Raw genomic sequence first — 24,911 nt, forward strand, 5'->3', positions numbered from 1 at the left:
CCTTACATTATTTACTCCAGTTCTCAATTCTCCACTTAATCTGCTCATTGATCTTGTCTTCGTAAGCCTTCACATTGGCTTTCTCGATCTGTTCCGTATAATCGGTCCATACGGAATCGAATTCGGCCGGCTTGGCAAGAATGGCTTTCGGCAGGAACTTGGTCTGCAGCTCATTTAGCTTGGTACTGGCGATTTTGGCATCCGAGCCTTCAATCAGGTCGATGGACCAGGCAGGATAATACACAGGGTTTGGCGGCGGATCGCTGAAGAAGTCCACGTAGGAATTGAAGCCATAGGCATCCAGAACTTCCTTATCGTACGGCTTCAGACCTGCTTTGTATTCTTCCGGCTGTGCAGCGGCATCCGTGGAGTTGCCGTCGCTGTAGCTTCCTTCGGTCTTAGGCAGATATTCGAACAATGATTTGGCCTTGTTGGCCAGCTGCCAGGTTGCATCGGCTGCATCATCACGCTGCTTCTGGGTTCTCATGAATCTGCCGTTCTCAACAATATAATCCTCGCCTTCTACACCCCAGGAGAACAGCTTCTGCCACTTCTCATCCATCAGGGTGTCGAGCAGCTTGATAATCTTCACCGGATCTTTGGCATTAATGCTGATGCCGAAGCCATTGTTAAGATTGAGCACCGCAAGATCGCGGTAGTGGTCTTTGGTCGACTCATCGTATACCAGCGGAAGACCTACATAAGTGCGTTCAATTTTATTCTGGGTCGTCAGTGAATCCTCAGCAGCGTTGAAGTTCCAGTGCTGGTCGAACATCCCCAGAACGGTTCCGCTGGACAGCTTTGCCATATACTGGTCGTAGTTCTGCACAAAGGTTTCTTTGTCGATAATGCCCTTCTCGTTCATCTCATTCAGCTTCTGATAGTACTTCTTGGCATAATCCTTATTGGCAAATACCTCGGCCACGCCGTCCTTCACGACTACGCCGCCATCATTCGGATGTCCGATCAGATGCTGAGGTGCGTTGAACAGACCCCAGTTTTTCCAGTCATAGTTCAGAATTTCGAACCCGATGGTCGGGCTTCCGTCGATTTTGGGATACTTTGCTTTATATTGCTCAATCAGGTCAAAGTACTGATCCAGTGTCTTAACCTTCGGATAGTTGAATTCCTTAAGCACTGCTTTTTGAATCCAGAAGGCCGGTCCCGAATACCATGAGCTGTTGACCTTACCGTTATATACACCGTAGTTAGGCAAAATATAAATATGTCCGTCATTCGGGTCCTTCATCATGTTCCAATATTCTGCATAATGCGCTTTCAAATTCGGCGCATGCTCTTCGATCAGGTCTTCAAGCGGGATATAAGCCCCTGCTGCTGTAAGCTTGGTGCTCCCGGTCATAAGGTCCGGATAATCCTGGCCGGCAATCATAACGCCCAGCTTCTGGTTAATATCACCTGCCAGGAATTCCATATCGAAGCTGGCACCGGTCTCCTCTTTGATCTTCTTGTAGATCTTGTTGTCCGGTGTCGGCTGTTGCCCGGCTACCCCGATAAATGCGCTAACCTTGAATGGCTCAATCTTTCCTCCCGTGTTAGCTGAAGCAGAATCCGCTGCTGTAGTCGCCTTTGCTTTGTCAGTTGTAGCAGAATTCTTGTCGTTGCCCCCGCCGCAGCCTGACAGTGCGAAGCTAAGGGTTAATAGCGCAACCAGGGAATACTTAAACGTCACTTTCGACTTGCCCCCCATTAAAGCACCTCCATAGTGTTTGTCTTTAATTTGTAAGCACTTACACAAGTAAATTATAGAGGTGAACTATCCGCTAAAATACGACCGAACTAAAGGTGTACCCCCGAAAATTTTAGAACTTGGCATGCCGGTACTCATTCGGGCCCATGTGCAGCTCCTTCTCGAACCGCTTCAGAAACTGTCCGTAATTGGCATAACCGACACGTTCGGCAATCTCTGAGAGCTTCAGCCTGCTCCCGCGCAGGAGCTCAGCCGCAGCCTGAATCCGCAGATGATGCAGCTGCTCATTGAAGGTCATCCCGTTCTTCTTAATCAATAATTGCCCCAGGTATACCGGATGCAGGAAGAAGATCTCGGCCAGCTTCTGAATGCTCAGACTCTCCTGATAATGCTCCCCGATGTACTGGTTGATCTCCCGGACAATCCCATGCGACTTATAATTCTGCTCTTGCACCAGCAGATCTATGGCCTTCCCGCCGTAGGACAATAAGCGGCTGAGGAGCCCGCTCAGCGGGGTCATCGCCTGCTGAATCTCTGATACCTCAACACCCGAGGCCACTCCGCCCTCTTCGCCTGCGGCTTCTGCCCCAGGTGCGAGTGCGAATATCCGGTACATGAGGTGGATTACGAATTTGCGCACCACCTCCGGCGCCACCTGCTGTTCCCGGAAGCTGCGGGCCGCTGCCTCCAGTGCCTCGCGGTAGCCAGCCGCGTCCAGGAGATTCACGCAGTCCAGCAGAGCATCCATCAGCCCGATATGGTCATAGTGATAACTGAAGGGCTTGTCCTGCACCGCGCTGTAAGCCAGCGCCCCTGCCTGCTCCGGCTCGTAAAAGAAATGTAGAAGAGTCTCTTTGGCCCGGCCATAACTGCCCTCTATGGACAATAAGGAGTCTTCGGGGGTTCCCAGAGCGACATGGACATTCTCTCCCCCGTACTCGCTCGGCAGGGCATCCAGCACTTCAGCTATTCCGGCAGCGTCCCCGCTGCCTTCCGTCATCCCGTACACGATCCCGAGCAATCCCGCCTCCAGATCCATCGTTACCAATGCTTTATATCCGGTCAGCAGGGAGACTGTGCGGCTCCTCACCTCTGTATACAGCTCCGGGACTGTCCGGATCAGGCAGATGTTCCAGGAAGTGCTTTCCTTGAAGCCGGGCAGAGTCTCCAGCCATTCCATAAGCTCGGGTTCTCCCTTTTTGCCATATAACAGCCCCTTGATTAAGGTTGCCGCCTCTTCCCCGGAAGCGGTCTCATGGATTCTTCTGCGGTTCGCCTCCTGCTCCAGCTCCAGGCGGATCTCCCGCAGCTCCTCGGTAGCCTCCTCCGGGAAAACCGGCTTCAGCAGATAATGATTGATTCCATAGCTGATTGCCTTACGGGCGTATTCAAACTCACTGTAGCCGCTCAGAATGACGAACTTCGTCGAATCCGTCCCCTCCTGCCGCCACTCCCCGATCATCTCCAGACCATTCATCAGCGGCATATGGATGTCGGTAATGACCAGATCCGGCTGAAGCTGCTTCATCATCTGCAGCCCCTCCCGGCCGTTGCCGCAGGTTCCGCACAGCTCGAAGCCCAGCTCCTGCCAATCGATCCACATCTCCATACCTTCCAGAGCGCTAGGCTCGTCATCGATTAATAGAACTTTGTATTTCATCGTCTATACCTCTCTTTCCAGGGAATAATTCTTCTCAAGCAGCTTCAGGGGAATGCCAAAGGTCACTACGGTTCCCTGATCCGGCGTACTGGATATCTCGAAGCGCACCTGATCTGCGTAATTCAGCTCCAGTCTGCGGTATACATTGCGAATCCCGATGTGGGTGCCCGAGTAATCCTCCTTGCGGACCGCGAACATCAGCTCCTTCAGCTTCTCCGGCTCCATGCCCTTACCATTGTCGGATACTGTAATCTGCAGCCTGTTATCTAGCACGACCGCAGCCACTTTGATTACGCCCAGCCCCTCAATCGTCTGCAGGCCATGCTTGCAGGAATTCTCGACCAGCGGCTGCATACTCAGCTTCGGTATTTTATAATCCAGGGACTGCTCATCGATCTCAAAGGTATAATCGAATTTATCCCTGAACCTGAATTTCTCAATCCTCAGATACATGTCGATAAATGCGATCTCCTCGCGCACCGGCACCAGATCCTCCTTCCAGCTCAATAGTCTGCGCAGCAGCTTCGACAAGCTTTTTATAATATCGGTGACATCGTTATATTTGTTCTTGGTGCAGACCACCAGAATCGCATTCAGCGTGTTGAACAGGAAGTGGGGGTTCATCTGGCTCTGCAGAAAATTCAGTTCCGCCCTGACGCGCTCCATCTCCAGGTTCTTACTCTGGATCTCCAGCTTGTATACATCGTTGATCAGGGAGTGGATTCTGGAGGTCATCCGGTTAAAATTGTGGATTAGCCCGCCAATCTCATCCCGGCCCTCATCGATGGCGATCAGCTCGAACTTCTCGTTCGTCACCTTCTGCATATGCCGGGACAGGCGTTTCACCCGGTAGTTGTAGGAGCGCAGCATGATATATATGAATATGCTGGTCAAAAGAGTAAGCGTGGTGGCTAGGCCCGCTGCGTACAGCCGGATATCGAGAACCGCCTGGGAGATCCGCTCCCCCTGCGTAATTCCGACAATCCTCCAGCCTTTGAGATAATTCGCCGTCCCTACAGCCATTACCCGAACCCCCTCGCTCTCGTCCTGGCTGTCCCCCCACTGATCGAATACCGGATAGGGATCATCTGTAATATGCTGATAGCCGCTGTCCGCTGACATCACGATCTTGTTCTCCCCATTGATCAGATAGAGGCTCAGGTAATCCCGTTCCCGGACGATAATGTCATAGATCTCACTAAGGTCCAGATCGATCCGCAGCACCTTCTCATAGTTGTTCAGATTACGGTAATTGTCCATGGTCTCAATAATGCTGAGCGTCGGGGTGGATGAAGCCAGATTCTTGTTCTCCATGATCCGGTAAGCAGCAACATAGACCTGGGTAGTGGCCTTCTTGGCCTGCCGGTACCAGTCACTGAACCATACTTTATCGTTCATTACCTGATAATTCCCCCCGGATACAACCGTCTGGTTGTTCGTGAATATACTGATTCGTTCCAGCTGGTTATTGACAGGCATATAGCTGTTCATCCGGTCTCTCAATTGTTCGTTGAACATACTGTAGAATTCGATAGAGTCCGTATAGGTCCGGTCCAGCATCTCGTACAGATTCTTATCCGCAGCCAGCGTGTAGCCGACAGAGACTCCCCCTTCAATAAAATCATGGATGTCCTTCCGCGCCCGCTCCATGGAAATCTCCAGATTCTGCTGCTCCCGCGATTTGATGAGATCTGTAATCCGCTCCAGGAATACCAGATTCAGCACCATGATCGGCAGGAGCACACCCACAATGTAGATGAGATAGAACTTGTAGCTTAGCGGAATATCATTGACGATGGTGCCGAATTTAAACCGTTTTGTCGCCATCCCTCACACACACCCGGCTTTCTTAAGATTTCGGGGATCCCACAAAGCACCTGAGTAGCCTTCGAAGCCAAAGATCCCCCTTGTGGGGTTACTTTAGATTTCGGGGTCCCCGCAAAGTATCTGAGTAACCTTCGAAGCCACAGCCCCACTTTGTGGGGTTATTTTAGAGCTGTTTATTGTTGTGGGCATTCTTGTACACCGAAGGTGATGAACCCACCTTATTCTTGAACTTGTCGATGAAATAATCGGTATTGGAAAAGCCCACCTGCACCGCGATATCCGATATCTTGAGCTGGGTGCGCTTGAGCAGGCTTTTGGCCGCTTCGATCCGCTTCTCATTCAGATAATCGCTGAAGCTGCGCCCCGTCTCCTTGCGGAACAACTGGCCCAGATAGGCAGAATTCATGTGGAACTGCCTGGCGAGATCCTGGAGCTGCAGCTTGCTGCGGAATTCCAGATCTACATATTGAATAACATTATAGATGGTGTTCCCCTCGTTATGGGCCCGCAGCTCGGTGAGGTACGCTGCGGTCTCCAGGCAGAGCCGGTCCACATACAGGCTGAGCTTGTAATAATCCCTGAGCCCGCCCAAGTTGCCGTACTCCTTATGCATCGCACACATGATCTGGTCGGGGTCTCCCTGCATCTCAGCAATACTCCGGCATAAGGTCATCTCCAGATGGGCTACCTCAGCCTGTGCAGCGTCAATACTCACCCTCTTGGCGGTCATGGCTGCGAAGGCTTCCCTGGCAGCAGCCCGGATTCTCTCAGGCACGCCTTCCTTCACCTCATCCAGCACACGCGTAAAGTGCCCGTCAGTGAATTCGGGAGACAAGCGGGCCATACGCAGATCATTGTAGTAGAAAATTCCGCCCCGCTCCTTCCGGTATTTAAGCCCCCAGACCTCAAGCGTCTGGGTGTACAGCTCCTGGACGGCGCGCAGGCCGTTCCCCCGGCCGCTGATCATTACAGCCACCGGTACCCCCAGCTTCGCTGACTGCACCTTCTGCACCTGAGCGGCTGCTGCCTCCAGTGCTTCCGTGGACAGTCCGGCTGAGCGAATCAGAAGCCCGGCCCTTCCGGCCGGGTCCTGGAACACATAGCCCAGGTGATCCGGGAAGCCTTCGGTATCCCCTTCATTCAGGCTCACCGTACCTGAACCTGAAATGGCAGCAGCAAGAATGCATTGCAGCTCTGTATCAGGCTGAAGCCCCAGCAGACCGCAGGCGGCGTGTTCCAGCTCCTGACTCCAATCCCCCTGGACACAACGGCTGATCAGATTATGCACCAGAATATTATGCTTCTTCCGTTCCTCTAGTCTGGAAGCGGTTTCATAATGGATAATAGCTCGGATCTTCCCAAGCAGTTCCTCGATCTCCTCCTCATCCACCGGCTTCAGCAGATAGCCGTCCACCTTATGGCGCAGCGCGGTCCGGGCATAGTTGAAATCGTCATACCCGCTCAGGATCACGAACCGGGGCGGCGGGTCTACCGTTTCCTTCACCGCCGCAATCAGCTCCAAGCCGCTCATCACCGGAAGATTGATATCCGTCAGCAGCAGATCCGGCCTGTGCTCCCGGATCAGCCGCAGGGCCTCCCCGGCACTAAGCGCTTCAGCGCATACCTCGAATCCGGCTTTCTCCCAGTCCACCATCGTCCGGAGTCCTTCCAGAACCCAGGGTTCATCGTCCACAATCATGACTTTCAGCATGAGCTCCGCTCCCCTCTCAATAATCAAAATTTGGTAAGTACTTGAATTACAAGTAATGCTAACATACAAGTTCAATCATGTGAATGTTAAGTTAAGCGAGGCTTTCTTTAAACGAAACAGGGAAGTCCGCAGCCAGTATGATCTGGCTATAGACTTCCCTGTTATCAACTTACCTTCTTAACGGCCTATTGTATTCGGTTTTTCACCTACATTCGGCAAACTTTCCTTCCCATACGAGAACAAAATGCCTGCTGCATCCCCATTGTGATCGGTTTTTCGACCACATTCGGCCCACACGCCTCTGCCGCACCGAATGTAGTCGGTTTTTCGACCATATCCAGCCCACACGCCTCTGCCGCACCGAATGTAGTCGGTTTTTCGACCATATCCGGCACACACGCCTCTGCCGCACCGAATGTAGTCGGTTTTTCGACCATATCCGGCACACACGCCTCTGCCGCACCGAATGTAGTCGGTTTTTCGACCATATCCGGCACACACGCCTCTGCCGCACCGAATGTAGTTGGTTTTTCGACCATATCCGGCCCACACGCCTCTGCCGCACCGAATGTGGTCGGTTTTTCGACCATATCCGGCTGTTCGGTGAAATCAGCGAAGTCATTCCTATGACTGATCCAGAATATAGTCATCCTGCCGATGCTCCAAGACACTTACCCCCAACTTTATGCACAACTTATCCACATCGGACGCAAATCATAATTTCCTAATCAACAAAAAAGCCGCCCAACCGCACCGGATGTTTTATGAGAAAAACATCCGGTGCGGGGCGACTTCATAAAAAGCGCTCAACTATAACTTTAGTATCTGTCTTAACCCTATTCCTCTTCTCCCAGCTCCGCCCGCAGCTTCAGGAACACCTGATAGCTCCGCTCCGCTACCTCAGAGATGGCGATCGGGTGGAAGCCCGGCAGATCCGCATACAGCAGGTCATTCAGCGGTGTGGTCCATTGGACCGGCAGCTTAGCAGCCCCCAGCTTCGCTCCCATAATGGAGCCGACAGTGGCCCCGTTGCAGTCGGTATCCATTCCGGCTGATACGGAGGTGACCACCGCTTTCTCGAAGTCATCGCCGCCGTAGATCAGCGAGGCGGCTACAATAGCAGCGTTGTTATTCGTATGCACCGGGTCGTAATGGCTGAATTCGTCCCAGAGGGTGCTGACCAGTTCACGCTCACTGCTTGCCTGCTGTGCAATTTCAACTCCCCGCAGCACATCTTTAGCCAATCTGCTCGTCTGCGGAATCTCACTCAACCCGATCTGGACAATCTCCTGATTGCTGAGGCCTGCGAACGCCGCTGAGATCATCGCGGCATTGAACATCTCGCCGTAGATCCCGTTCTTCACATGCGAGAAGGAAGCATCCCGCCAGCCCAGCTCTGCCGCCAGCTCGGGATGTCCGGCCGCTCCATAAGCCAGGGCATCTGCGCGGATTGCTGCACCGATCCATTCCCGGTACGGATTCAGATGCATCCGTACCCGTTCCTGCCGCAGCGGCCAATCCGCCGGCTTCTCCCCGTGCAGATGGGAGGTCTCCTGAGCAAAGTTCATATAGCTCTGCGTTTCCGCCGTGCAGACCTGACTGTAGGTCAGATGCCCGTGCCACAGCTTGCCGATATCCCAGGAATCCCAGTTCAGCCCTTTTTGCTCCAGCAGCATCAGGCCAAGCACGGTATAACGGATATCGTCATCGCTCTCCATGTAGCTGATCTTCTCACGCGTGCTGGTGAAGGACCAGTCGCTTAAGCCGAGGCCATATTCCTCGCGTGCCGTGGAATGTTCAGGAGTATAACCTGTAATCGGCCAGGCATCCGCACCGCGGAACCACAGCTCGATATTCTCCCAGCCGGTCCGGCCATCCTTCCCGTACAGGTAATCCCAATATTCCAGCGGCTTGCCCAGCGCGCAGCCTACACTCCGCCCGAGCCAGGCCCCGTAGAACCTGTCTCGCCACTGGTCCGGCGTCCAGTCCACCGCTAGCTTGCGCGGACCTTCCGGACGGAGCTGCCTGATCCCCGCCAGATCCGAAGGCTCCTTATAAGGGAAATCAGCGGATACAGGAAGTGCCATCAGCTCCCGGTATACCTCCATCAGCTTGTCCTCATCGTTCCCGGCCGTATCCAGCTTCTCCGCCAAATTGCCCGGCTGGCAGCCTTCCTCGATCCGCTGCTGCAGCTCGAACCTTACCGTCTCCTGCAGACGTTCCCAGCCCGCCATCCGTTAGGATTCTCCTGCCGGAGACCCCAGCTGCCGGTCTAACCGTTCCAACGAATCGAACAGCAGCTTGATGAAGGCTTCGCGGTCCACACCAAGCAGTACCTCTGTATTCGCAGGCTGGTCCGGCTTCTTGCGGCGGTCGGCCACGGTCATGCCGCGGGTAAGCTTGCCTTCGGTCTCTACCGTTACATACAGGTGCTCGGATTCGAACAGCTCCGGGTGCAGCAGCCAGGCAATGGCGCAAGGATCATGCAGCGCATTGCCGACAAAGCCCATTTTCTTCCCGTAGATCGAATAGAAATCCAGCAGCTCGCCGACCATGACGGACACGGGACCGCGGGTCTTCAGCTCCTGAATCTCCTCTTCGAAGATCGCCGCTTTATCTGTCACATCCAATCCGCTCATGACAATCGGAATGCCGGATTCGAAAACGATCCGCGCCGCCTCCGGGTCTACATAAATATTGAACTCCGCTGTCCGAGTCACGTTGCCGTAAGCCAGTCCGCCGCCCATTAGAGAGATCTTCTCGATCCGCTCCTTCACTTCCGGGTACGCCGTAATCAGCAGGGCGATATTCGTCAGCGGGGCGGTAGGCACCAGAGTGATCTTCTCTTCCGAGGCGCGGATAATCTCCAGCATGAATTCTACTGCCCCCTGCTCTACGGGCTTGAACTTGCTAGCCGGCAGCGCCGGGCCATCCATGCCGGACTCCCCGTGGGCTTCCTCCCCGGTAACAAGCTTGCCCAGCAGCGGCGCCGCAGCGCCCTTGGCTACCGGAATATCTGCATTTACAAAGCTGAGAATCTTGAGCGCATTGTCGGTGATTTTATCCAGAATCTGGTTGCCGCCAACGGTTGTAATCCCCCGGATATCCAGCTCTCCCGGATGTGCCAGCGCAAGCAGAATGGCAATCGCGTCGTCATGCCCCGGATCGCAGTCAATAATGATAGGTGTTGGCATCGTTGTCGCTCCCTTAGGTTAGTTGTGAGTGGCTAGATAAGACGCACTAAAGAGTTGAACTTGAAGCTTGGTCGTCGCTGCGGTGAACATTTGGACTTCCGGCCGCTGTTGTCACCAGACCGCTTCTTTTTGCTTTTCGTTAATTTCTTTCATACGCCTTATCTACCTTGTTTATTTCGTAACAGTCGTCTTAAGCTTCTTATTCTTCTTCCGTGTCTCGGAGATGGCGTAGATAATCAGACCGATCACCGTTGCCACATAAGGCAGCGTAGCGATCAGCTCCGCCGGAATCTTCAGCACCTGCAGGGCATTGGATAACGCGTCAGCTGCGCCGAAGAGCAGCGAGGTCAGCGCTGTGCCCACGGTGGTGCTCCGGCCCATGGATTCAGCAGCGATGGCAATCCAGCCCCGGCCGGCGATCATATCGCGGGTGAACAGCGACAGGTAGCCCATCGACATATAGGCTCCGCCCAGACTGGCGAAGAAGCCGCTGAGCAGCAGCGCGCTGTACTGGATACGGACTACACTGACACCCACCGACTGGGCCGCATGCGGATTCTCGCCTACAGAGCGGATACGCAGCCCCAGCGGTGTACGGTTGAGCAGATAATAGACTACGAGTACCGACAGTATAGAGAAATACGTCAGAATGTGGTGCCCCGACAGAATCGGGCCCAGCACCGGAATATCCTGCAGGAGCGGAATATTTATACTCGGCAGTACTTTACTCGCTAAGGAGGTGGAAGATCCCTTGTCGCCGCTCAGCAGGTACAGAATGAATACCGTACCACCAGAGGCGAACATATTGATCGCCACCCCGCCAAGAATAATGTGGGTCTTGAATTTCAAGGTGAAAAAAGCCAGAATGCCCGCAATCAGCGTTCCCGACAGCACCGCCCCAAGCAATCCCACCCAGGCGCTCTGCGTATAGGCGCTCACAATAACCCCGGCCAGCGCCGAGACCAGCATGATCCCTTCCATCCCGATGTTGATGATTCCGGCACGGTTCGAGATCAGCGCCCCCAGTGCAGCGAACAGAATCGGCGTGGTTACACGCAGGACAGAGAAGGCAAAATCCGTCGTCAGAATGACATTCAGCAGACTGTTCATGCTTCCTTCGCCTCCTTCAGCAGCATGCGGTTCTTCCAGAACTTAAGGAACTGCTCAGCGGATATCAGCAGAATAATGACAGCCTGAATGATCGAGATCATCTCGGACGGCACATCGGAGAGGCGCGACATCATATCGGCGCCAATGCGGATATAGGCCAGGAAGAGCGCCGATACAATGACGGAGAACGGATTATTCTTGGCCAGCATGGCCACCAGCGCACCATCCATACCGTAGCCCGGCAAGGACGTCCACTGGAACCGGCTGTACATCCCGAGCACTTCCACCGAGCCGCCCATACCGGCAATGAACCCGGCGATCAGATGGACCAGAATGATCACCTTTGCCGTCTTCATGCCTGAATAACGGGCGAAGTCGCGGTTGACCCCGGTCATCCGCAGCTCATAGCCCCATTTGGTCCGGTAGAGGAACAGATGGGCCAGCACAATAAGCACCAGCACGATAATAAGTCCGGTGTGAATCCGCGTCCCTGCAAACAGCTTGCTGAGCTGTGCGGTTTTCTCGAATTTAAAAGAAACGTTGGCAAAGGCCTTGGCGTCCCGCAGATGATAGTTCAGCAGGTACAGCCCGACCCCAAACAGGATGTTATTGAACATCAGCGAGGTTACCAGCTCATTGGCGTTCCACTTCGCTTTGAGAATACCGGGGATGGCTGAGAGCAGTGCCCCTACGATCGAGCCCGCAAGAATCGCCACTACCGGATGGAACCAGCTGTTCAGGCTGAGATGAATCGCCAGCGCAGTAGTCACGACACCGGAGAAATAGAAGATCCCCTCCGCTCCCAGGTTGAACATATTGGCCCGGAACAGCAGGGAGACCGCAAGACCGGTGAACATCAGCGGAATCGCCATCTCAATGACATTGCCGATATGGCCCTTCGTGGACAATGGCTCCCAGAGGAAGATTCCGATCGTCTTCACCGGGTGGTCACTGACCAGCGAGATAATCAGGAACGCGATAATAAGTGCAATGACGATGACCGCCGCTGTGCGGATCGCCTCGAAATATTTGACTTTAAACATGATATGCGGCCCTCCCGGTCTGCTCTTTGTCCTGCCGGTTAATTCCCAGCATGTAGAGCCCCAGCTCTTCCTCACCGACTGCTGACGGATTATCGAAATAGGCAACAATCTGGCCCTCATACATCACGAGAAGACTGTCGCTCAGCTCCAGAATTTCATTCAAATCCGCGGATACCAGCAGCGTGGCACAGTTCGCTGAGCGCAGCTCCAGCAGCTTCTGGTGAATGAACTGGGCAGCCCCGATATCAACGCCCCGGGTCGGCTGCTCGGCGATCAGCAGCTGCGGATTCGTGGAACATTCCCTGGCTACGACTACCTTCTGCATGTTACCGCCGGACAGCATGCCGATCGGCTGCTGCGGGCCGGAGCAGCGCACCTTGAATTCCTCCACCAGCGCAGAGGCCAGCGCAGCAATTCTTGACCCGTGCAGGAAAAGCCCTTTATTCATATCCTTCTGACGGTAGCGCGTAGAGATCAGATTGTCGGCAATGCTGGCTTCTCCGGCAGAGCCCTGGCGCATCCGGTCCTCAGGGATATAGGATACCCCCAGGTTGCGGATGTCCAGAATATCCAGCTCACGGATGTCCTTCCCCTTCACCTGTACCGACCCGCTGCCTTCAACCCCGCGCAGGCCGCCGGTCAGCGCCTCGATCAGCTGCGTCTGTCCGTTCCCTTCAACGCCGGCGATGCCGACAATCTGGCCTTCACGGACCGAGAAGCTGATCCCGGAGAGCAGCGCTTTTCCCTGGCTGTCTGAGACGCTCAGCCCTTCCACCGCAAGCACCGGCTTGCCGTAGGGAAGATCGCTTTTGTCGTACTTCAGCACCACATCCCGCCCAACCATCAGCCGCGAGATCTCCTGCTCTGTTACTTCCTTAGTATCGAAGACGCCTTCACTCCGGCCGCCGCGCATGATGGTAATCCGGTCACAGATGGCTTTGACCTCCTTCAGCTTGTGCGAGATGAACACAATCGTGTGTCCCTGCTCCTTAAGCTGCTGCAGCTCATGGAACAGCTCCTCCGTCTCCTGCGGAGTCAGCACTGCCGTTGGCTCATCGAGAATGAGAATCTTGGCCCCGCGCACCAGCGCCTTCAGAATTTCCACTTTCTGCTTCATGCCGACACTTAGGTCCTCCACCTTCGCCTTGGCATTCACTGATAGATTATATTTACGTGCAGTTGCCTCCGTCAGGCGTACGGCCTCTGCATAATTGAAGCCAACGCCCTTCTTCGGCTCCATACCGAGCACCATATTCTCCGCCACCGTAAAAGAAGGCACCAGCATGAAATGCTGATGCACCATACCGATACCGCGGTCAATCGCGTCCTGCGGGGACTGCAGCTTCACTTGTTCTCCCCGGATGTAGAGCCCGCCTTCGCTTGGGCTCTCCATTCCGAACATAATTTTCATCAGAGTCGATTTACCGGCTCCGTTCTCACCCGCAATCGCATGGATCTCGCCTTCGCGTAGGGAGAACTCAACGTCCTTGTTGGCAACCACACCGTTCGGATACACTTTGGTGATTCCCCGCATTTCCAGCAGAGCATTTGCCATGGTTCATCAACGCCTTTCAACCAAAGATTCTGTTCATGTCCTTAAGGTTTAACAGCATTACGGATGGCTTCCACTTCAGAAGTCTCCATACCCATTGCGTTATCCACCTTAATTTCCTTATTGATCAGCTTCTGCTTCACTTCTTCAATCTTGGTCTGCAATTCAGCCGGGAATGCCGCCTTGTAGATCTCGTTCTCGGCAATGCCTACGCCGTCTTCGACGAAGCCAAGCACATCGCGTTTACCCATTTCAAGCGTGCCGTCCTGCAGTTTCTTCACTGCGCCAAGGATGGCCGAATCAATCTTTTTAATCGCAGAAGTAACGATCAGGTTGGCTTTCACACTATCCGTATCCTTCAGCAGCATCGCCTGGTCAGAATCGACGCCGATCGCATATTTGTTCTTTTCCTTCGCTGCATCGAAGATGCCAAGGCCCGTACCGCCCGCTACGTTGAAAATAATATCCACACCCGAGTTATACTGGATCAGCGACAATTCCTTGCCCTTGGCAGGGTTTACGAAATCTCCGGCATAAGAGACAGCTACCTTCACTTCTGGATCAACATACTGTGCTCCCTGAATGTAACCAACCAGGAAGGCATTGATGCCGGGAATGTCCATTCCGCCCAGGAATCCGATCACATTGTCCTTGTTGGCATTAGGCATATCAGACTGGGTAGCAAGCGCCGCAGCCGCTCCGGCCAGGAAGGAGACCTCATTGGTCGAGTAAGACATATTGTACATATTGGCAGGCGCTTCCTCGATGTCGGTGTCATAGTTGATGAATTTTTTATCGGGATTTGCTTCTGCCGTTGCATTGAACATTTCTGTAATTTCCGAGCCGCCGGAGATGACAACATCCCAATCCTCAGCAGCGATATCATTAAAAGTCGGCTCCCATTTCGTCTTGTCAGCGCCCATTTCCACAACCTTCGTCTCTGCGCCAAGCTCGCTTTTCACCTTCTGCAGACCATTGTTCGCCGCATCAAAAAACGACTTGTCCCCCAGCGTTCCCGGAATCAGCAGCACCACCTTGAGCTTGTCCCCCGCAGCCGCGCCGCCTTCCTCATTCGTTCCCGGAGTTGCAGTCGCACCATTCCCGTTCCCGGACTTGTTGTTCCCGCATGCAGCGACCAGTACCATAACTGCCAGTAACATTAAAGTGAGCATTTTCTTTTTCATTTTCTAAGTTCACACCCCTATTTGTAATAGATCCACCCTGCCTGAATAGCATAAAATCCCAATTACACGTTTTGTTGGTCCCATCGAATCGGGCAGCATGAATAAGCGACTGTTGAAATTCTGAAAATAAGCATTTTACTCTGAAAACCAAACATTTCATGTTACATTTCGCTAAAAAACCGTAAAATATCCGAACAAGATGGCCAGTCAAGTTGAGAATCTTCGGTTTTATTGATAAGATCATATCAAATGAAAACATAAATATTTATATATTTTCGGTCATGTTTTTGTACGATTCGGCTAAATGACGATCAAGGGAGGCTCATCATGGATCGTGTCCTATATATTGTAAATGCAGAACATGAAGCAGGTACCTATATCCCTCCGCACCAGCATGAGTGCTTCGAGCTTGTCTATTACATCCACGGTCAGGGCACCTGCAGCATCGGCCAGCGCAGCTATCACTTCCGGCCCTCTACCTTCGCCCTCATTCCGGCTGGCTTCAAGCATGATGAGAATCATCAGCCCAGCCCGGAGGTGCTGTTCGTCGGCTTCCACTGCGGCAATCCAGTGATCAATTCGCTGTCCGGTGTGTTTGACGATGATAAAGAGCACACAGTGCTACAGACCCTGCAACGGATGAGCGCTGAGTTCAAGCGCAAGCGCGACGGGTTCAGCGAGCTGCTGAATCTGCAGATGAGTGAAATTACCGTCTATCTCCAGCGGCTGCTCAGCGCCTCCGATTTCCATTCCCCGGCAGAGGATCAGATGCAGTATGTACTCAATTATATGAACGAGCATTACCGCCACAAGCTCTCGGTGGCCTCGCTGGCAGAGATGTCCGGTTACAGCTATGACCGCTTCCGGCATCTTTTCAAGGAGCGGTTCATGCACTCTCCCCACCGTTATCTTTTACTAAAACGCCTGGATTATGCCAAGTCGCTCCTCCTGCACAGCCAAATGCATATTTCCGAGGTCTCGGCTGCAGCCGGATTCGTCAACGACGCCCAGTTCTGCAATATGTTCAAACGGGAGATCGGCCTCTCCCCGCGCACCTTCCGCATTCAGAGCAGAGTCATATAGGGAATAATCCCTCCCCTGTCACAAGTAGCTTTTGTACACGAATCTTGCATTTGTTCACTGCGCAGGGGTCCGGCCTGTTCACAGTTGTAAGCTTGTTCTACTGTCCTGTTCATAGGCTGGAGCTTATAATCGTACTATGAACATTTAAGACAAGGACGGTACCCGCAAGAATACACAGTGAGTCAGGGGGCTACTTTGGATGAGACTGAACAAGATCGGCAATCAACGGGCATTGTACAGCAGACTGCTAGTCAGCATTACGCTTTGCGTCTCCTTAACCTTTCTGGTCTCCACCATCATTTATTACAACTACTATATCGGCGTAGAAAAGAAACAGACCTTCCAGTCCGACCTAGGCAACCTCACACAGACCAGCCGCGAGGTCGTGAACATGACGGATGCTGCGCAATCGCTTTCTTTTCAAATCTACCGCAACAGCACCATCTCCAAAATCGTGTTCTACGATAAGCCGGACATCTACGATGTCACCGCCGCCATGTCCGAGCTGGGCAACTATCTAAGCTCCATGCCTTATATTGAATCCATCTATGTATATAATCCCAAGGGCGGGCAGCTGTATGTTGCCTCCTCCCATGGTCAGAACGGTGTGTATACCGAGAAGGAGCTGGTCGATACCTCCATTCTGGATATCCTGAGCCACTATCAGAACTATAAGGCGTTCACTCCCATTCCCAGAGTCTATTCCAACGGCGCACAGGAGAACGATCAGGTCCGTGCCTACACCTTCCTGTGTCTGGATGCGATCGGCTGGGACCGGGCCATTAATTCGGCGGTGATTGTGAATATTTCGGCTCCGTGGATCAACAAAGAGATCGCCAGCCCGGCGGATTCCACCAGCGCGACCTATATTCTGGATGATCAGGGTGCTTTCCGCTCCAGCAACAGCCTGAAGCAGCAGGAGCTTACCCCGGAGGAAGCAGGATTCATTGAGCAGCGGATCAAGGGCCGGGAGGCCGGGTATTTCATCGCTCCCTTCGGGGGCGTGAACTCGCTGATCTCTTATACGGCACCGGATGATTTAAGCTGGCAGTATGTACGAATTACGCCGTATGAGATCATTACGAAGCAGACCAACAACATCCGCAACACCACCTTGCTGATCGCAGGTTTGGTGCTGGTGGCCGGCATCGGCCTCTCCTGGATCATGTCCAGAAGCCTCTACCTGCCGATGAACCGGATTGTCAGCGAGATGCATATTCTGGAGACCGAGAAGCGCGACAGCATGTTCATGATCCGGCAAAATACACTGCGGGACCTGATCCTCGGCCTGAAGCCCTTGCAGTCCATGCAGCAGGTAGAGAAGCTGCGCCAGCTCGGCATTCATTTCACCTTCAATGATGATTACCGGCTGATCCTGCTGCGGATTGACCGTTACCGGGAGTTCCGGGAAGCCCGCTCCTCTTATCTGCTGGCCTCCAAGTTCGCCATTATGAACATCGCCTCCGAGATCTGCGGCCAGACCTACCGCGTGGAGACCGTAGATATGAACGATGACGGGATTCTGGTGCTGCTGAACATTATCGATCCCGTGGAATATACGGATACCGGCCTAATCGAAGCCCTGCTCCGGCAGATTCAGCAGGCCTGCTCCGACTATCTGAAGATCAGCCTTACTCTGACCTACAGCCATATTGACCGTAATGCCAGCCAGCTGCATCAGCTCTATCAGCAGGTCCGCGAGGCGTCGAATCACCGCCTGTTCTATGGGCATGGCTGTATCCTGAATGCCCAGGACATCTGTGCGCTAGAGTCCAGCACTTATCATTATCCGGCGGACAAGGAGAAGAGGCTAGCGGATGCGCTGCTGAGCGGCAAGCTGACGGACGCCGCCGAGCAGTTCAGCGCGATGATCCGCGAGACCGGAGCCTTCCCTTACCAGACCGCCCAGTTAACCGTGTCCAGGCTCAGCGTCACTGTAAGAGAGATCGTGAATACTATTCAGAAGCGTAACCGCTTACAAATCGATGGAGTGGCCGAGCTGCCCAGCCTTGACGCCATCGAGACGATAGACGAGCTTGAGGAGGCTTTCGCCGCCCTCTTCCATACCCTGCAGGAGCAGCTGGCCGGCAAAAAGAACACCAAGCAGCACGACCTCATCTGCCAGATCAACGCTAAGATCAATGAAGATTACATGAAGCCTCATCTGAGCCTGAACCAGATCGCCGATGAACTGGACATGTCACCCATCTATATCAGCCGCCTCTACAAGCAGCAGACCATGAACAGCATCGTCGATGTCATCCTGGAGGTGCGGATGCGCGAAGTGTGCGCCCTGCTGGAGAACACCGACCTGCCCGTCACCGCGATCGCCGAGCGCTGCGGCTTCACCAGCAGCTCCTACCTGCACCGGATGTTCAAGCGCAGCTTCGGTACAACGCCTACCGACTACCGGCGTTTAAAGAGCGTGCGGACTATATAAATCGTATTTGTAAGTTTTCGAACTGGGGCCGTAGCCCCAGTTTAGATTCAACTTGTTAACATTTTCACAATTGAAAATGTTAAAAAACACGATATACTAAAATCACATAAGATTGGTTTGCTAACTGAGGAAATTGTACAGCAAGCAAAAATCATATCTTCTTATTTATCCGGGAGGTGTCTTTTTTGGAAGACGTTATTAATTTTGTCCAAGCTTTCAAAGGTCTGGAGGAGCGGATCGATGAATTTATTAATGAGGATTCATTCCTGGAATATTTAGAGGGATCAGAAGCAGTTGTTGAAGGAGGAGCTTATGTGTGGTCCAAATTAAAACCTGCTGAAATTAGTAAACAGGATCACATTAACTCAGATTATATGAAATTAGCAGAAGAGGTCAGAAATGTTTTGACCAATGAACACAGTCCGCATATTGAAAAGTTTGAACGGAGTTGTGCCATAGTATTAAACTATATTCGGCAAGACACTCTGCTGTGGGTTCCTGGACTGAAAAACGTAATTGAAAATATAAAATCAGAACTGGACTTACAGCAATTTTTCATAGAATTAACTAGATAGCACACTTTATCATCCATGGTACAGTAACGCTTTGGTGGAACACCAAGCCTTCTTTTAATCGCTTTGGTGGAACACCAAGCCTTCTTTTTTCGCTTTGGTGGAACACCAAGCTTCTTCTGGTTTAATCGCTTTGGTGGAACACCAAGCCTTCTTTTGTTCGCTTTGGTGGAACACCAAGCCTTCTTTTAATCGCTTTGGTGGAACACCAAGCCTTCTTTTGTTCGCTTTGGTGGAACACCAAGCCTTCTTTTAATCGCTTTGGTGGAACACCAAGCCTTCTTTTGTCCGCTTTGGTGGAACACCAAGCCTTCTTTTGTCCGCTTTGGTGGGACACCAAGCCTTCTTTTGTTCGCTTTGGTGGGACACCAAGCCTTCTTTTGTTCGCTTTGGTGGAACACCAAGCCCTTCTCCGTGTGCACGGAGAACTAGGGTACGCTTCACCTCAAGCCCGTCTCCAGATTCGTGGAGACGGGCTCTTCTGCTCTCCCCAACTGCCCCGGAAGCCGGGGGCTGACGCGGCAAGAGGGCCGGGGTTGACGCAGGTGTGCCCAGCGCTTAAACAGCGGAGAAAACGGAATGAATGTGGAGAAGCGGAGCGTTCGCCTTTGTGTCCGGATTTTCACCGCTAAGGTAGAATAAATAAAAATCCGGACACAACAGCGATCGGAACATCGTTCCGTTTTCGGAGCGTCCACCCAAGCGCCATCGCCACTCCAGCACCAACTTCGGCTCCAGCCCCACCCCAGCACCCCCGGGCACACAAAAAGCCCCAAAAGCCATTCGGCTCCAGGGGCTCCCTTCATTATTTTAGACCTTTCTCAGCCACATAAGCCTCCCACTGCTTCGTCCACTCCGCCTGAATCTTCTCCAGGCCCGCCTGCTTGGCCTTCTGCATGAAGGTCTCCAGGCCCTTATCCACATCATCCACCAGTCCGGCCTCCAGCGGGAACAGGTACTGCTTCTCTACCTGCTCAAGCGCAGCCTTCTCTGCCTGATAGGAGGTGTAGTCCTCGGCGAAGCCCAGGAACAGGTCCGGCTTCTGGATTTTATCCAGCTCATCAAAGATCGCCTTGACCCCGTCGAAGCCCTTGTCAAACAGCATGAACTCCGGATTTCTCCACGCCCAGCCGTTCATGCCCTCACGGGTGAAGCCATTGGAGGTACTGGTGCCGACCAGCTTGTAATAGCCGTCTTCTACTGTGTAGTTCTTGCCTTCAATACCGTATTGCGTCAGCTGATTATACCGTTTGTCGAGCACCATCTTCTGATAGAAGGCAAGCGCCCGCTCCGGGTTCTTGCTGCTCTTCGGAATAGCGAACCCGTTGTGAATCGGATGTACAGGGGTCGCATAGCCGGTGGTTAAGCCGAAAGGAGAATACGCCAGCTCCCAATCCGGATGAGTTGTGCTGATCTTCATTTTCATATCATTGAACCGGTTAGGATTGTCCCCGAACATGCTGGCCGCTTTACCTGAAGTGACCGGGTCCTGCATCGTATCCTTAATATTCAGCACATTCTTTGGAATAAAGCCTTTATCGGCCCAGCGCTTCATCATCTTCAGCTCTTCTTTTTGCTCCTCGGAGCCCCAGTAGGAGTAGACCGTGGACGGAGAATCATACTTCACACCCATGCCGTACGGCAGCGCGCCGACCATTTTATGCAGCTCCGTATAGATATAATGAAGGTTGTTACCCACATCGCTGTTGAGGGACATCGGCATCATATCCGGCTCGTTTTTGACAATGCCGTCCATATAAGCCTCATAGCTGGCCAAGTCCTTGGGCTCCGGGAGATTGTATTTCTTACGCAGATCTTCGCGGTAGACGAACCCGTTGGTTACATACTCCTTGAAGGTCGCCGGAACCGTATAGATTTTACCGTCAACCTTAACGTCCTCCCACATCTTCTCAGGGACGAATTTCTGGAGCTCGGGAGCCGCCTTAGGTAGCAGATCATCCAGTGCCAGGAAGGCACCGCGCTTCGCATAGGATTGATATTGCGTCCAGTCCGCCGTAAAAATCAGATCTATCGCCTGCCCGGAGGACAGCAGCAGCTTATACTTCTGATCCCAGTCCGTCCAGCTGGTGAAGTTGAACTTCACCGTGGCGTTCAGGTCCGCTTCAGCCATTTTGTTGACCTCCGCCTGGATGGCCGGAAGATCCTTAGGAGCATCGCCGAGCATATAGAATTGCAGCTCCACCTTTTTCGAGGTGTCGATCCCGCTATCCGCTGCCGGAGCAACTCCCTCTGATGCAGGCGGTGTGCCTGCGTTGCCGTCCTTCCCGGCGCTGCCGGTATTGCCATTGCTGTTCCCCCCGCCGCAACCGGCCAGGAGCGATAGAGCGAGCAATCCAGTTGTAAGCGTAACCAAAGATCGTCTGCCTGCTTTCTTTCTCATGAATGAACCCTCCTAGAATTTGTTGTAAGCCCACGCTTCCCCGATGCCCTCGTGCAGTTCTCTACCCGGAAGCATACCATCCTTGTGTCTAACTCTATGTTAGCCGATATAGCAGATGTACGGTAAAGGTACAGTCTGCCAGCCGGTTCTAACCTTTCACCGCTCCGATCGTCAGACCCTTCACGAAATAACGCTGGATGAACGGATACAGGAACAGAATCGGTCCTGTGACCACAATCGCCATCGCCATCTTGGTGGATTCTGTCGGCAGATCACTGCCTAAGCTGACCCCGGTACCCGCGCCCATATTGGCGATGAAGGAGGCTGAGTTGATGACATTGTACAAATGGAACTGCAGCTGATACTTATGCGGATCATTAATGAACAGCGATGAGGAGAACCAGTCGTTCCAGTAAGCCAGCGCAAGGAACAGGCCTACCGTAGCAATCCCGGGCATCGAGAGCTGCAGTACAATGCGCCAGTATATTTTGAAATCCCCCGCCCCGTCAATCTTGGCCGATTCGAACAGCTCCTCCGGCACCGCCGAGCGGATGAAATTCTTCATCAGAATAATCAGGAACGGCGTCATCAAGCCAGGGAAAATCAGCGCCCCGTAAGAGTCCGTCAGATGCAGATACTTGGTGATCATAATGTACCAGGGCACCAGCCCCCCGCCGAACAGGGTCGTGAAGTAAATATAGAACGAGAAGGTATTGCGGTATTTGAAATCCTTGCGGGCCAGCACATACCCGGCCATCGTCATGAAGAACAGTCCCAGCGTCGTCCCCGTCACCGTAGTAAACAGCGTCACCCCATACGCCCGCAGTACCTCATCAGGGAAGGTGAATACCGTCTTGTAGCCCTCCAGCGAGAACTGCGCCGGGATGAAATGATAACCATCCTTGATGATGGACTCATTAGCTGTCAGGGAAGCCGAAATAATCAGCAGGAACGGAATCAGACAGGCTAAGGAGCCCAGTATAATTACGGTGTAAGCCACTCCCTGGAGTAGTCTGGTGTACGAGTCGTCTTTGATTTGCATGCTCTTTCTCTCCTTCCGCAGCAGGTTCCGCACAACCTAGAACAAGGCGTAATCGTCATTTATTTTACGGATGATATAGTTGACCGTCATAATCAGGAAGAAGCCGAACAGTGATTGGTACAGGCCGGCCGCCGTGGCCATCCCGACATCGAAGGTCACCTTGAGCGAACGGAACACGTACGTATCCAGAATATCCGTTGTATTGTACAGCACCCCGTTATTGCCAATCAGCTGGTAAAAGAGGTCAAACTGCCCCTTCATAATACTCCCCAGCGAGAACAGCAGCAGCATGACGAAGGTCGATTTCAGCATCGGCACCGTGATATACCAGATCCGCTGAAAAATGTGGGCACCGTCAATTTTGGCCGCTTCATAGTATTCCTCACTGATGCCCGTGATGGAGGCCAGGTAGATGACCATGCTGTAGCCGAGATTTTTCCAGAGATAAAAGAGAATGATCAGGAAAATCCAGATAACCGGATTATTATAGACATCCACCGGATTCGCCCCGAACTGCGTCAGCAGCGTATTCAAGAAACCGTTATCATAATTGAACACATTGTAGACGATAACGCTCAGAATAACGAACGATACGAAATACGGCAGGAACATGACCGATTGGGTCAGCTTCTTGAACCACTTCACCCGCAGCTCGCTGAGCAGAATCGCACAGATAATCGCCAGCACATTCCCGAGTAAAATAAAAGCCAGATTGTAGCCGATCGTATTGAGCGTCAGCTTCACCAGCGTGCCCGACTTCCAGAGGAATTCAAAGTTCTTGAGCCCCACGAAGGGAGCGTCGAACAGCCCGGAATTGAAATCAAACTGCGTGAATGCATAATAGACCCCGACCATCGGAAAATACGAGTTAATTAGAAAGAACAACAGCGTAGGCAGCAGCATCAGGAACAGAATCCGGTTATGGACCAGCTCATACACGAAGCCCTTCTTCCTTGTCTTCCGGGTGCCGGACTCAAGCTGCGTGGACAGCCCGCCTGTTCCCTTCAAGGGAAGCTGGGTGACGAGCGGTATACCGGTCTTGCGTTTGCGGTGTCTCAAAGCCTTCACTCTCCTATGCCTATAGATAAGTTGCCGCGTCACTGGGTTCGAAGCCTCTGCCCTTGGGCCTTGATGGCCCCTGCGGCTTCGTGAAATCCAATGTATGACCTGAGTATAGAAGAAGCCTCCTGCGGCTGAACAGTGAAGCTTCGGGATATTCCTGTACTTTACGGCTAACCGCACTGTGCACTTATCATACATTTGTGCAGTAATCGCAAGTTCAACGCAAATAAGCCCCCGGAGTACTCCTTAAGGAGAAGAATCCGGGGGAATTCGGGTGGTCGCGCTGGACCTATCCACAGCCTTACGATTTAAACTTGCCTGTAATAAATTATAGGTGATATACTCTGGGAAATGTACTAATTCTCCAACCTAAACTTTCAATATCCAAACTTTCTTCAGGAGGCCAGCCCATGAACCCGCTTCTGTTCCGCATCCCTCCCCTGCCGCATTATATAGCCAGCGGCCTCAATCACTGCCAGCCCGGCTATCAGCACCGGAGCCGCCAGCAGATCAAGGTATTTGACTTGCTCATTGTCCAGCAGGGATGCCTGTATATCGGCGAGGAGGAGCAGCGCTTCACCGTGAAGGCAGGCGATGCCTTGATCCTTCGCCCCGACTGCCACCACTTTGGAACCGAAGGCTGCAAGGAGGATACGGCCTATCATTGGCTCCACTTTCAGACCTTCCATGACCTGCCCGCCTTATCGGTGACAGGGTCCGCTTCCGGCACTCTGACTGAGACTACAGGAGAGCATCCCGCTTCTCTATTCGATATCAGCTCCTTCAATCTGGTGTTATCGCAGTTTGTTAACTTACTTCTGCCGGACAGAGCTTACGAGGTATTGGAGCAGCTCACGCAATTGCAGGCCACCGCCCACCTCGAAGCCGTCCGCTTCAGGCAGCAGCTCCTCTTCCAGGATCTTCTGCAGCAGCTGGCCGCTTCTGTGAACCCGGAGCACCGCAGCTCCCAAACCACCCTATGTGCCGAGCAGGCCGCCTCCTATCTCCGCACCCACTACCGTGAAGAGATTACAACCGCCATGCTGGGAGACAGCCTCAACTTCCATCCGGTCTATATCGCCCGTTGCATGAACAAGGTATATGGCTGTTCACCCATGGAATATCTGCTCCGCTACCGTATCGGACAGAGCAAGCTGCTGCTAATGCAGACCAGCTTCCCGATCTCCCGGATTGCCGAAGAGGTCGGCTTCAACCAATCCTCCTACTTCAGCTCCAGCTTCATGAAGCTGGAGGGGTTGTCGCCGCGCGAATACCGGCAGCGCTTCTCATGAAACAGGCCATCAGCGAAGAATACGCTGATG

18 protein-coding genes are annotated in these 24,911 nt (G+C 53.0%); 4 read left to right on the forward strand and 14 right to left on the reverse strand.

What is annotated here, in order from left to right:
* Positions 1–7: 7 nt before the first annotated feature.
* The 11 genes from NST69_RS25950 to NST69_RS26000 form a co-directional block, all read right to left on the reverse strand.
* Positions 8–1,708: a sugar ABC transporter substrate-binding protein gene (locus NST69_RS25950; protein ID WP_342547507.1), complete on the reverse strand. Its 1,701-nt coding sequence runs from the start codon at positions 1,706–1,708 to the stop codon at positions 8–10.
* 112 nt (positions 1,709–1,820) lie between these two features.
* The gene (locus NST69_RS25955) at positions 1,821–3,368 is read right to left on the reverse strand and encodes a response regulator (protein ID WP_342547508.1); all 1,548 of its coding nucleotides are present in this window, start codon (positions 3,366–3,368) and stop codon (positions 1,821–1,823) included.
* 3 nt (positions 3,369–3,371) lie between these two features.
* The gene (locus NST69_RS25960) at positions 3,372–5,195 is read right to left on the reverse strand and encodes a sensor histidine kinase (RefSeq protein WP_036731099.1); all 1,824 of its coding nucleotides are present in this window, start codon (positions 5,193–5,195) and stop codon (positions 3,372–3,374) included.
* A gap of 163 nt (positions 5,196–5,358) precedes the next feature.
* Entirely contained in the window at positions 5,359–6,906 is a 1,548-nt protein-coding gene (locus tag NST69_RS25965) for a response regulator transcription factor (RefSeq protein WP_342547509.1), read from the reverse strand.
* 206 nt (positions 6,907–7,112) lie between these two features.
* Complete coding sequence (locus NST69_RS25970; protein ID WP_342547510.1) at positions 7,113–7,556, reverse strand: hypothetical protein; 444 nt, start codon at positions 7,554–7,556, stop codon at positions 7,113–7,115.
* Between the two features lie 186 nt (positions 7,557–7,742).
* Positions 7,743–9,140, reverse strand: a complete 1,398-nt coding sequence (locus NST69_RS25975; RefSeq protein ID WP_342547511.1) for an ADP-ribosylglycohydrolase family protein — start codon at positions 9,138–9,140, stop codon at positions 7,743–7,745.
* 3 nt (positions 9,141–9,143) lie between these two features.
* Entirely contained in the window at positions 9,144–10,100 is a 957-nt protein-coding gene (locus NST69_RS25980) for a nucleoside hydrolase (RefSeq protein WP_076085637.1), read from the reverse strand.
* Between the two features lie 171 nt (positions 10,101–10,271).
* Positions 10,272–11,210 (reverse strand): ABC transporter permease, encoded by a 939-nt coding sequence (locus NST69_RS25985; protein ID WP_342547512.1) that lies wholly within the window; start codon positions 11,208–11,210, stop codon positions 10,272–10,274.
* Positions 11,207–12,253 (reverse strand): ABC transporter permease, encoded by a 1,047-nt coding sequence (locus NST69_RS25990; RefSeq protein WP_036731087.1) that lies wholly within the window; start codon positions 12,251–12,253, stop codon positions 11,207–11,209. The genes NST69_RS25985 and NST69_RS25990 overlap by 4 nt, the downstream gene beginning before the upstream one ends.
* A complete protein-coding gene (locus tag NST69_RS25995) occupies positions 12,246–13,808 on the reverse strand; it encodes an ABC transporter ATP-binding protein (RefSeq protein WP_342547513.1) in 1,563 nt (520 codons plus the stop codon). The genes NST69_RS25990 and NST69_RS25995 overlap by 8 nt, the downstream gene beginning before the upstream one ends.
* 41 nt (positions 13,809–13,849) lie before the next feature.
* Positions 13,850–14,989, reverse strand: coding sequence for a BMP family ABC transporter substrate-binding protein (locus tag NST69_RS26000; RefSeq protein ID WP_076085628.1), 1,140 nt, complete (start codon positions 14,987–14,989; stop codon positions 13,850–13,852).
* 327 nt (positions 14,990–15,316) lie between these two features.
* Here NST69_RS26000 and NST69_RS26005 point away from each other — a divergent pair, with 327 nt between their 5' ends.
* The 3 genes from NST69_RS26005 to NST69_RS26015 all read left to right on the forward strand — a co-directional run bounded on the left by NST69_RS26005 (position 15,317) and on the right by NST69_RS26015 (position 19,087).
* Positions 15,317–16,072, forward strand: a complete 756-nt coding sequence (locus tag NST69_RS26005; protein ID WP_076085625.1) for an AraC family transcriptional regulator — start codon at positions 15,317–15,319, stop codon at positions 16,070–16,072.
* Positions 16,073–16,271: 199 nt separating this feature from the next.
* On the forward strand, positions 16,272–18,512 hold the full coding sequence (locus NST69_RS26010) for a helix-turn-helix domain-containing protein (RefSeq protein WP_342547514.1): 2,241 nt from the start codon (positions 16,272–16,274) through the stop codon (positions 18,510–18,512).
* 185 nt (positions 18,513–18,697) lie between these two features.
* A complete protein-coding gene (locus tag NST69_RS26015) occupies positions 18,698–19,087 on the forward strand; it encodes a hypothetical protein (protein WP_209878977.1) in 390 nt (129 codons plus the stop codon).
* A gap of 802 nt (positions 19,088–19,889) precedes the next feature.
* Here the strand turns inward: NST69_RS26015 and NST69_RS26020 are convergent.
* The 3 genes from NST69_RS26020 to NST69_RS26030 form a co-directional block, all read right to left on the reverse strand.
* On the reverse strand, positions 19,890–21,485 hold the full coding sequence (locus NST69_RS26020; protein ID WP_036731074.1) for an extracellular solute-binding protein: 1,596 nt from the start codon (positions 21,483–21,485) through the stop codon (positions 19,890–19,892).
* A 148-nt stretch (positions 21,486–21,633) separates the two neighbouring features.
* Positions 21,634–22,527, reverse strand: coding sequence for a carbohydrate ABC transporter permease (locus NST69_RS26025; protein ID WP_036700398.1), 894 nt, complete (start codon positions 22,525–22,527; stop codon positions 21,634–21,636).
* A gap of 36 nt (positions 22,528–22,563) precedes the next feature.
* Positions 22,564–23,430, reverse strand: coding sequence for an ABC transporter permease subunit (locus tag NST69_RS26030; protein WP_235192047.1), 867 nt, complete (start codon positions 23,428–23,430; stop codon positions 22,564–22,566).
* A 569-nt stretch (positions 23,431–23,999) separates the two neighbouring features.
* Between NST69_RS26030 and NST69_RS26035 the strand changes: the two genes are divergently transcribed.
* Entirely contained in the window at positions 24,000–24,881 is an 882-nt protein-coding gene (locus NST69_RS26035; RefSeq protein WP_340950365.1) for a helix-turn-helix domain-containing protein, read from the forward strand.
* The last annotated feature ends 30 nt before the right edge of the window (positions 24,882–24,911 follow it).

The sequence above is a fragment of the Paenibacillus sp. FSL P2-0089 genome, assembly GCF_038595095.1.
Lineage (GTDB): Bacteria > Bacillota > Bacilli > Paenibacillales > Paenibacillaceae > Paenibacillus_AQ > Paenibacillus_AQ silagei.